We start from the raw sequence: 9,231 nt of genomic DNA, 5'->3' as shown, positions 1-9,231 counted from the left end.
AAAAACAAGGCTTGCAGTTTCGAAAGAGATATCATGCTTTTTCTGATTCTTTCGATTCTTAGCCTCATCCCATTCAAAATACTGTTCCATAAAAAACATTCAAATTTGTATATACAATAATGTATCATAAAATTGTATCTCTCAAGTTGAGAAGCGTAATTTTTAGTCAAATTTATTGGCAAAACATTCCAAAACTGCTCATAAAAAAGCCGACTTGTTTCAAAGTCGGCTTTTGGGGCATTTTGGGGTTTTTCTGGTTTTATTAAGTATCTGATATTTATGTTAATATACAAGTGTATTGCGTATAACCGCCATTATGTTAAATGTATAACTTTATAAAGTGTTAATTTTAAAGTCTTCCAATGTTTTGCCTTTTTCTTCTAATAAATTATGAACAAACTCAGGCTCTAATTTCAGCATCAGTTCAATAGCATCATGGATTTTCCAAAATTGTAATTCAGGATGATCTATTATTTGGATTAAATGGTTTTTAATTAAAGGAATATATTCATCGTATTTTTCATCATCAATTAACCAAAATAAGCGACTAATATCAAATGGTTCTGTATTAGATATTTCTATAATCTTTTGTATAGGATGAAATATTTTTATTCTAGCCTGTTCACCAAATCCTAGATCAGCTTGGAATGCCCAATAACGAACAAAAGCTCTAAGTACATGCTGAAGTGTATCATCATAACCATGTAAACGATGATCTATATAACCAACTAATTTATTTTCATTTAATAAATTTACTAATGCATCAAAACCAGAGGATTGTCCCCAATTAGTCAGAAGTTTTGCTGCCTCAAATACAATATTTTCATCAGAAGAATTTAATAAATTTATGACTTGTTCTATACGATCTTCAGGAATATCTTCTGGATCTAAATCTGTTGCATCACATGCGTAATCTGCATGAGTAGGAACGTCATGCAGTAATACAGAAATTTCTTTATTCATTAAGCCACTCATTAATAATTATCTTAAGATTTTCTAAAATTAACATAATACACCTTATACGAAATGCTCTTTTTATTCCTTTAAAAATCAATTTCTTATATACTATTAAAAAGCCCATTCCCCCTCGAATGGGCTTTTTTAATGATTTGTCACGTTCCACGCTTACTTATTAAGCAATGTTTCACGACTTTGATTAGCTCAGTTGAATAATGCCCTTAGCAATTCAGCCTTTAAAATCTGTTTCAGTTCGCAGAGCCTTAAAAATACGTTTCGCTGTTTCCTCACGAACCGATTTTGGATCTCGTAAAATATTCGAAATCCATACTGCAAATGCTTGATAATCCTTATTGCCTGCAAGGTCACTGATGCTGTGTACATTTGATAAAATCGAGCTGTATGTACTGATTTGGCTATCAGACATTTTGCAGAACATATCGAGTGTGTTCGGATCTCGCCCTGTTTCGATTACATTCGGCTTTGGCTTCTCTTTAACTGTGAACTTAAAGCCAACAACAGACCGCCCTTGCTTTACATTCTCATAGCAGAGATCGATATCTGTACTTGTTGTGATCTCTGTTAGTGATGGGACAATCACCCGTTTTTTTAGGTTGCTTAGGTCTTGGTATGAAGTAGGCAATCCCAATTCTTGGTTTAGATCTTCTAAGGACATAATAAATTGCCCCATTGCTTGATATTTTTTAGCTAGATGATAAATATCAAAAGAGTAATCCTTCTTCAAATTAAGCACGATATTTTTTTTATATTTGGTATATGGATTCAATTTATCAAACTGCGTAAGCATTAGTAGAACGATATCGGGAAAGCGGATAGAAATCCCCCCATTTTCATATGTGCAGTCGATAACCCAATTAGATAAAACCTTTTTTCCTTTTTCATTTCTATAAGAAAAATAGCGTTTAATTAATGCTTTGCTTGCTGCTTCTAGTTGCACATATGCTGACCGTGTTTGTATCCCACACTCTTTTGCAAAATCGTCCACCGTTATGAAAATGGCATCCTTTTCTGTAATCGCTTGTGTACGTGCAATCGGACTAGCAAGAATTAACAAGCGTTTTTCATCGATATTCATACTTTTAAAGCATTCTGAGATGTTGTTCTGCATCACAACCCACGAAGGAGGATAAGTTTTTTTATGTTCCATAAAATCACAAGTTATAATAGTACGTTATCTATAGTGTACTTGATAATAACCACATAAAACCACAATGTCTATAACAGCACCTACATATTGCGGATTTAACAATGGTTTACTGCTCAAAAATTGATTCAGAAATTTGTACTTTTTTTTAATAAAATGCAATTAAGGTACGTTGTATTTGTTGTACCTTAATTTAGATGAAATGCTTAACAATGGTTTACTGTTCAAAATTTGTTTTAGAAATTTTTACTTCTTAATAAAATGCAATTAAAGTACGTTATATATATTGTACTTTAAATTCAGACAAAAGTACTTTCTAATTCAGACAAAAGTACTTTTTTAACCGCTAATTTTCAGACAAAAGTACTTTCTAATTCAGACAAAAGTACTTTTTTAACTTCCAAAAGCTTTGCTATACGTGGCTTTGAGTGGTGTCTAAAAGTATTTAAAAGCTTATTAAAAGAATAAAAAGGAGCAGGGGAGTGAAAAACTGCCCTATGGCACTCGCTAAAGCTCGTGACATTTTGACCTCGCTTTGCTCGGTCTGAGGGGCAGTTTTTTGGTTAATATTGTTTGTAAATTCTAAAAGCAGAAGCAACTATGGATTCGCTTCGCTCATAAGTTTTTTTATGCTCGCTGCGCTCGGTCTAGGCGCAAAGATCAGCATGTGATGAAATACCAAGTTGAAGCAGGTTATTTTTAAAAGCGGTTTTTCGGGGAGTCTAGGCGCAACTTTTCAGTGTGTCGCTCGTAGACACTCGCTAAAGGAGATCTGACATGAGCAAAGATAAAAAATTCGAGGATTTAGTTTCTCTCTCGATGAAGAACTTTGATCAGCCTTTCAAATATTTCAAACTCAATGAACGTGGTGTCTTTTGTGAAGTAACTTGGCAAGATTTTTTTAAAAACTACGATGACCCAACAGGTTTAGAAAATTTTATGGTAGATCGTGAGCAAGATACACCAAGAGATGTTAGTTTATAGAGCATGGTTTGCTGTATTTGGTGTTTTAATGGTTTATCCTATGCCTACCTATAGGTTTTGATTCAAAGTGCCTTAAAACGCAAATGGTGCGATTTTAAGACATCACCTGTAAGCCAAGTTTTGCAATTCTGCTTTATGGTGCTTGATCACACGCCTAGCCGTATGCGTGACAACTCTTTTGGTTGCTTCATCATGTCCAAATTTGATGGGCAAGACAGTGAAAATAGGGCGCTTTATCCGATTATCAGTTTTAAAGTCTATCAACCGTTTATTCATAAAATTCCTCTTAAAGCAACCCACCTCGTTAAGACTTTCTGTTGGTTAAGAAAATCCGAGGGGGTTTAAATTGCTTATAACGTATGCACCGTAAAATTTTGTCGAAGTGCTGATTGCCAACCAACCAACACCAAACTTTAAAACGCTGAATTTATTCATAAAATCAGAAAATATTTATCCTATGGTGGATAACAACCTCGAAAAACAATGTCTTCAGAAGTTTAGTTTAGTCCGAGCGACCAACTCGAACAGCAGGGGAGACCAATCCCCATTTAACCTTTTTGATTTCCCTGTGGCATTAAATCCACAGCCTTCAAGCACTGTTACCATGCAAGAAGTAACACACTCAACTACAGTCCCCTGTAGCCTCAACATCACTTTTTCGCAAAACCACGATTCCCTTAACAAGCCATTTCTGACAACGGTAGCTATGGTTTTTTAACCAACTTTTGATAAAACAACTCAAAAGAAAATTCATATTCATCATTAAATTTATCTGTAATTATAGATCACTATCTATTTTACAAATAAAAACAACAACTTATTCCGAATAATTACAGTACAATTTCGGTAAAAATCTACCTTATATGCGCTACTAAAGATCGCTCCAACACATCTATGCCGATAACTAAAAATCAGTTATTCAAAAACCTAGGTGACAAAACCTAATGACATAAAAGTGCGTCCCAAGTTATCAATTGAAGTCTTAACAAGCAGTACGCTTATTCACTCTCTTTCTTGCCCTTTTCCTTGCTTTTACATACGCAGTTCCAAAATATGTATTACGCAGGCTCGATACCTTGGTATCAATATCTACAACTAGATAAAAAAAGAATCACCGTGAGTAAAGCACTTACTTTGCAGCATGGCTGAAAATTTTACTTCTCAGCTTTTACACGTTTAAGCTATACATCGACCTTTAAAGCCAAAGTGGAATGTCGTCACGACAAATTCACCACTCGACCAAAAAGTGCCACTCTCGCCAGCTTTCACCTTGATCGCCTGTATCCTCTCGAATACCGCAGAAGCCATCGTGTGTGCCACGCACCTCGCCAATCCCTTTCAAATCAGCGAAGAACGGTAGTTATTAACGCTACTCTCCATCATTGGATTTCACTCACTATTTCTTCAAAAGCAGGATTTCGGCCCTTTCAGCCTAGTTAGGAATTCTTAGCCAATAGCTCTAACTTAACTTCCTAACGCCAACATTCTCAATGTTTCCATTGATTCTGTGATTCCGTTTCCTTGTCGCCCAACTTCAAGAACCAAAACAACTATGAAGTGGATTGAGTAGAATTTGAGGGTAGGCAATAAATTGCCACCCCTCATCAGCCCTCATCAAAACGTACCGAGCCACAGTTAAATGGCAGTCCGCTTCGTCAAGCAGTTTTCAGGCTGTCAACCTTTCCACTGTGAGCTGTTGAAAATCAAAATTTTTAGTGTGCCTAACGGCACACTAAAAAACGGTCAAAGGTCTTTTAGGTGCGTTGGTCAGACACACTTCACAACTGATGAAAAAATCATAATGCACAAAAAATATGCTGTCTAGGTGCGTTTGCATGGAACTACTTATTACCCTCTTACAAATACCGTCTAGAAGTCCTTAAAACTTGCTTCGCAAGTTCACCATAGCTTCGCTATGGAAAAAGCAAAAAACAGCTTAAAATCAAAAATCCTTTTACTCGATTACAATGCTAGTTTTTGATCAAAAAACAGCGTATTTTGTGAATTAACCCTTGATAACAATTATTGGAAATATTTTGGATGATAATTTTTAGTCCACATACAAAATTTACGATGCAACGGCTTGCCGATCATGTTGCTAATGGTGCGTATTTTTATTTCGGCTTTGAGTACGACAGTTCTAAAAAATCTATTGAATCCGTCTTGGAGAAGATGACAGAGCGTTATGAATTGGGGATTTCACCAAGACAGCGTTCTTACCGCCTAGAAAAGGGTCATCCGATTTGCACGATGATCGTGCAAAGAGATGTTTTTAATGAAAATAAATGGTTTCTGTATTGCTTATTCACTACGCCTACAAGTAGAGATTTCAATACTTTCAACGGTATCGAGATTAATAAGCTTGCCAAAGAATCGGAGCGTTTAAAAATCGAGAAACTAAAAGAGAAGTACAAAGGCTTTAAGTGGGATCTCGATTCAATCTCAGCAGAAAAGACCTTGATCTCAGATTACTTCAAAGATAATGAGCCAAAACAATTTGTCTTAAAAAATCCGATTGCTGTCAAACCCACTGCCCTAGTGACTATGGAGCTTTTCAGAGATACGCATAAGACTTATAAACAGCTCATCTTGGGTGATGAAAAAGATTACAAAGACCGAGTAAGGGCTTATACGTGGACTTGGCGATATACAAAGCAAAGTATTGAAAAAATTAAAACTAAATTTACTGATTCTATTAATAAATTGGCTAGTCAAAAAAATAGCTCTCTAGCAGAGAAGAACCGAGCCGACATTAAAAATCTATTCCTGATGGTGGAAACATGGTCTGTTTTCAAAGCAAGCCGTTCCCAAGCAGGGCAGATCATCCATTTTGCACAGCGTTTTTTAAAGTACAGGTCTAAGAAGCAGAAAACATGGATGCAGATGGAAATTGCTCCACCACATTTGACTTATCTGCCACGATTGCCGACCTATGCTGATACACTCCAAGAGTATAAATTTCGCCGATCTATATTTGATGAGGATGGTATAGAAGTGCCTTTAGAAATTATAAGGGAATATCATCGCACTTTTGACCATTTCCCCCTTAAAGCTTATATAAACGAGATGAAGGAACAGCATAAAAATAGCGGATTGATTATCCAAAAAGCAGATGAGCTTTACTTACAGGTGCTTGAAGATGAGTAAATCCGCTAAGAGAAGCTATTAAATACGGACTTTGAATAGGTTCTAACATGCAAATTTCGTATAAGAGGTTTTATGTTAAATTTGGGCATGCTATTGACAATAGCATGCCCATAATGTTTACAATAGCATGCCTTGTTCTAATGAGTAGCTCTTTTATGTTCTCTTTTTCTAAACCTAGTATTATTGAAAATACTGCTGTAGATATACTAAAAAATCATCCTAATGGTTTGTTATCTACCGAATTAGTAAAAATGATAAAAGAAAAAGAACCTACTAAATTAACAGGGAAAAATCCTATTAAATCTTTTTATTCAATAATTTATAGAAGGGAGAAAAAAAGAGAAATTTTAAAGCTATCTACCCTATTTATTATCAGACAAGAAAATAAACAACTTTTATATAAACTAAACGAGGAATCTAAATAATGAAAGTTCCTCATGTTTTACCCTATCAAGGTAGTAAAAGAAAACTAGCAAATCAAATTTTAGATCTTGTTGATTTTAAGATAAATACGTTATATGAGCCATTTGCTGGATCCGCAGCAATCACCATTGCAGCAGCCAATATAGCACTGGCTGAAAAATATATATTCGGTGATAAGTTGGAAGTAATTTCTGATTTATGGGAATTAATTATCAATGATCCTATTGCAATAAGCCAAAAATATACATCTATTTGGAACAATCAGTTAGATGATCCAACAGGGTATTACTATGATATCCGAAGCCAATTTAATGAATCACATGACCCATGCCTTTTTCTATATTTAGCTGCAAGATGTGTAAAGAATGCTGTTAGATTTAATAGCTCAGGTGAGTTTAATCAGGGAATGGATAAAAGACGTTTAGGAACTAATCCAGATAAAATGACTAAAGAAATTTTAAAAGCTTCAGAACTTTTAAAACATAAGACTGAAATTAGAAAAGGTGATTTTTCTGAAATTATAAAAGATGCTTTACCTAGCGATTTAGTTTATATGGATCCTCCTTGGCAAGGTACAAGCAACAAGGCAAATCCTAGATATGCTCACTTATTAGATTTAGATGAGTTAATAGCAACCTTTGAAGATCTGAATAAAAGACAAATACCTTATATGGTTAGTTTTGATGGGGTATGTGGTGATAAAAGTTATGGAAAAGATCTTCCAGAGCATTTAAAAATGAAAAAATTATTATTAAATGCAGGAAGATCTACACAATCTACATTGTTAGGAGGTGATTCGATAACTTTAGAGTCTCTTTATCTATCAGAAGCATTTTTAGATAAATCTAATTTTAATGACCACGTATCAAAAACTCTTTCAATGTCAAACCCTCAGCTTGAGCTTGTTGTGTAATTTCTTCTAACTTTCGAACTTCCTTTTCCCCTTGAAAAACTAAATCTACTCTTTTTTCATGCCTTAATGCTACATGGGTATATTCTTCAGGATATGCCCAATAGCAAGTTTTACAAGTATTTAAGTCTCGATTAACTAGCAAATTCGTACAGTGTTCACATTCCCAAGATTTTTGTCTTTGAGCAGAAGCACTGAGCAACATAAAATGTTCAGGAGAACGTTCTGTTCCTGATGTTTCACCAGCCACTTCATACGGTATTCTATGGTCAATCTGTAGATATTTAGAATCATAGCTTTCTAATGTTATGGCACATTTTGAACCATATTTGTCTATTAATTTTTGTTTAAATGCCTTTGAAAAGATAACTCTTCCACCTAGTTTATTATCTTGAATATCATCTGGATTGCCGAAGATATAAGCTCCTATACTTCTGCCATTGGAACCCATGACCTTGATGGTTTCGAGAGGAATACCTTGCTCACGAACATCACGTGCTGCTCTAGGAGGGTGGTCATAGCCATATATATTTTTTAGCTCTTCTGTGGAAATTGAACCATATTTAATAATATGCTCAATGACTGTTTTTGCACGTTTAGCAGTAATTTTCTGTGCGTGAGCTAGAATTCTTGGATCTATTGAAGTCATTAAAATATGAATCCATTTTTTAAAAACGCTATCTTTTCATGGATATGAGTATTTTTCCTACAAATAAGTTTTTTTCTCTAGTTTTTTTTCAAAAAACAATTAAATAGCATTCTATAAGTTTGATCTATATCTTACATAGTCCTTATAATATGAAAATATTGCGGGAATAGCTCAGTTGGTAGAGCATAACCTTGCCAAGGTTGGGGTCGGGAGTTCGAGTCTCCTTTCCCGCTCCAGAATATAAAAAAAGCCTCAGTTTTTGACTGAGGCTTTTTTATTAATTAATGGAATTGACCTCTCATTCCATTAATTAATATTTCTAAAATTAACATAATACACGTTATACGAATCTAAAAATGGGAGCATAAGCTCCCATTTTTATTGATGATTTTTTAATTCTTTGAGCATAGCATCCCGTAGAATTTCATTCATTCGTGTTTGATAACCTTTGCCTTGAGATTTAAACCATGCAAGTACATCAGCATCTAAACGAATGGAAGTCTGTTGCTTCACTGGACGGTAGAACTGATTATGGCGTACAGCATTGCTCCAGTCTGTAATTTCAGGAATATCTGATAGATCTAGCTGATCATCAGGAACAGTGCCTTTAGCAAGCAAGCGTTGAATTTCAGCATCTTGCTTCTCACCAAATTTCTCATTCAGCTCTTTGCGTGAGTATCTAACCATGCTCATATTTGTTTCGCTCCGCTTTAGTGACTTGCCTTGCACTAATGATTCGTATGATTTCACAGTCATCTTCATCAAAAATGGTGTGAGCCACCAATAACATTAGTACGCCTTTAACTCGTCCAATGGTTTGCCAACGTTCTTCACCATCGGTATGTCTATCTTGGATTGAAATCCGTAATGGATCTTCAAAAACAAGGCTTGCAGTTTCGAAAGAGATATCATGCTTTTTCTGATTCTTTCGATTCTTAGCCTCATCCCATTCAAAATACTGTTCCATAAAAAACATTCAAATTTGTATATACAATA

10 protein-coding genes, 1 tRNA gene and 1 pseudogene are annotated in these 9,231 nt (G+C 34.9%); 5 read left to right on the top strand and 7 right to left on the bottom strand.

Annotation, left to right across the window (positions count from 1 at the left end; genetic code table 11):
- From FTV04_RS16030 to FTV04_RS16020, 3 genes and pseudogenes are all read right to left on the bottom strand, one after another.
- Nucleotides 1-90 (bottom strand): annotated as a pseudogene (locus FTV04_RS16030) (BrnT family toxin); the annotation flags it as partial.
- Nucleotides 91-333: 243 nt separating this feature from the next.
- Nucleotides 334-963: a hypothetical protein gene (locus tag FTV04_RS16025; protein ID WP_078194520.1), complete on the bottom strand. Its 630-nt coding sequence runs from the start codon at nucleotides 961-963 to the stop codon at nucleotides 334-336.
- A gap of 223 nt (nucleotides 964-1,186) precedes the next feature.
- Nucleotides 1,187-2,125, bottom strand: coding sequence for a replication initiation protein (locus FTV04_RS16020; RefSeq protein ID WP_218944951.1), 939 nt, complete (start codon nucleotides 2,123-2,125; stop codon nucleotides 1,187-1,189).
- Nucleotides 2,126-2,899: 774 nt separating this feature from the next.
- On the opposite strand from FTV04_RS16020, the gene FTV04_RS16015 reads away from it, so the two are divergent.
- A complete protein-coding gene (locus FTV04_RS16015; protein WP_180090362.1) occupies nucleotides 2,900-3,106 on the top strand; it encodes a hypothetical protein in 207 nt (68 codons plus the stop codon).
- A gap of 1,176 nt (nucleotides 3,107-4,282) precedes the next feature.
- Here FTV04_RS16015 and FTV04_RS16010 read toward each other — a convergent pair.
- A complete protein-coding gene (locus tag FTV04_RS16010) occupies nucleotides 4,283-4,426 on the bottom strand; it encodes a hypothetical protein (protein WP_168379852.1) in 144 nt (47 codons plus the stop codon).
- A gap of 753 nt (nucleotides 4,427-5,179) precedes the next feature.
- On the opposite strand from FTV04_RS16010, the gene FTV04_RS16005 reads away from it, so the two are divergent.
- The 3 genes from FTV04_RS16005 (at nucleotide 5,180) to FTV04_RS15995 (ending at nucleotide 7,589) form a co-directional block, all read left to right on the top strand.
- Nucleotides 5,180-6,253, top strand: a complete 1,074-nt coding sequence (locus FTV04_RS16005; protein ID WP_252725879.1) for a hypothetical protein — start codon at nucleotides 5,180-5,182, stop codon at nucleotides 6,251-6,253.
- Between the two features lie 155 nt (nucleotides 6,254-6,408).
- Nucleotides 6,409-6,678 (top strand): hypothetical protein, encoded by a 270-nt coding sequence (locus tag FTV04_RS16000; RefSeq protein ID WP_151985098.1) that lies wholly within the window; start codon nucleotides 6,409-6,411, stop codon nucleotides 6,676-6,678.
- Nucleotides 6,678-7,589, top strand: coding sequence for a DNA adenine methylase (locus tag FTV04_RS15995; RefSeq protein WP_180090360.1), 912 nt, complete (start codon nucleotides 6,678-6,680; stop codon nucleotides 7,587-7,589). The genes FTV04_RS16000 and FTV04_RS15995 overlap by 1 nt, the downstream gene beginning before the upstream one ends.
- On the opposite strand, the gene FTV04_RS15990 is transcribed toward FTV04_RS15995, so the two are convergent.
- Nucleotides 7,528-8,235 (bottom strand): HNH endonuclease, encoded by a 708-nt coding sequence (locus tag FTV04_RS15990; protein ID WP_151985094.1) that lies wholly within the window; start codon nucleotides 8,233-8,235, stop codon nucleotides 7,528-7,530. The genes FTV04_RS15995 and FTV04_RS15990 overlap by 62 nt on opposite strands.
- A gap of 160 nt (nucleotides 8,236-8,395) precedes the next feature.
- On the opposite strand from FTV04_RS15990, the gene FTV04_RS15985 reads away from it, so the two are divergent.
- Nucleotides 8,396-8,471 (top strand) — tRNA-Gly (locus FTV04_RS15985).
- 142 nt (nucleotides 8,472-8,613) lie between these two features.
- On the opposite strand, the gene FTV04_RS15980 is transcribed toward FTV04_RS15985, so the two are convergent.
- Both FTV04_RS15980 and FTV04_RS15975 read right to left on the bottom strand, forming a co-directional pair.
- Nucleotides 8,614-8,928 (bottom strand): BrnA antitoxin family protein, encoded by a 315-nt coding sequence (locus tag FTV04_RS15980; protein ID WP_180090358.1) that lies wholly within the window; start codon nucleotides 8,926-8,928, stop codon nucleotides 8,614-8,616.
- Nucleotides 8,915-9,202: a BrnT family toxin gene (locus tag FTV04_RS15975; RefSeq protein WP_000438825.1), complete on the bottom strand. Its 288-nt coding sequence runs from the start codon at nucleotides 9,200-9,202 to the stop codon at nucleotides 8,915-8,917. The genes FTV04_RS15980 and FTV04_RS15975 overlap by 14 nt, the downstream gene beginning before the upstream one ends.
- Between the last annotated feature and the right edge of the window lie 29 nt (nucleotides 9,203-9,231).

The organism is Acinetobacter sp. YH12219, assembly GCF_013417875.1.
Classification (GTDB): domain Bacteria; phylum Pseudomonadota; class Gammaproteobacteria; order Pseudomonadales; family Moraxellaceae; genus Acinetobacter; species Acinetobacter amyesii.
The sequence above is the reverse complement of the archived record's forward strand: the minus strand, read 5'-3'. Positions and strand labels throughout refer to the sequence as shown.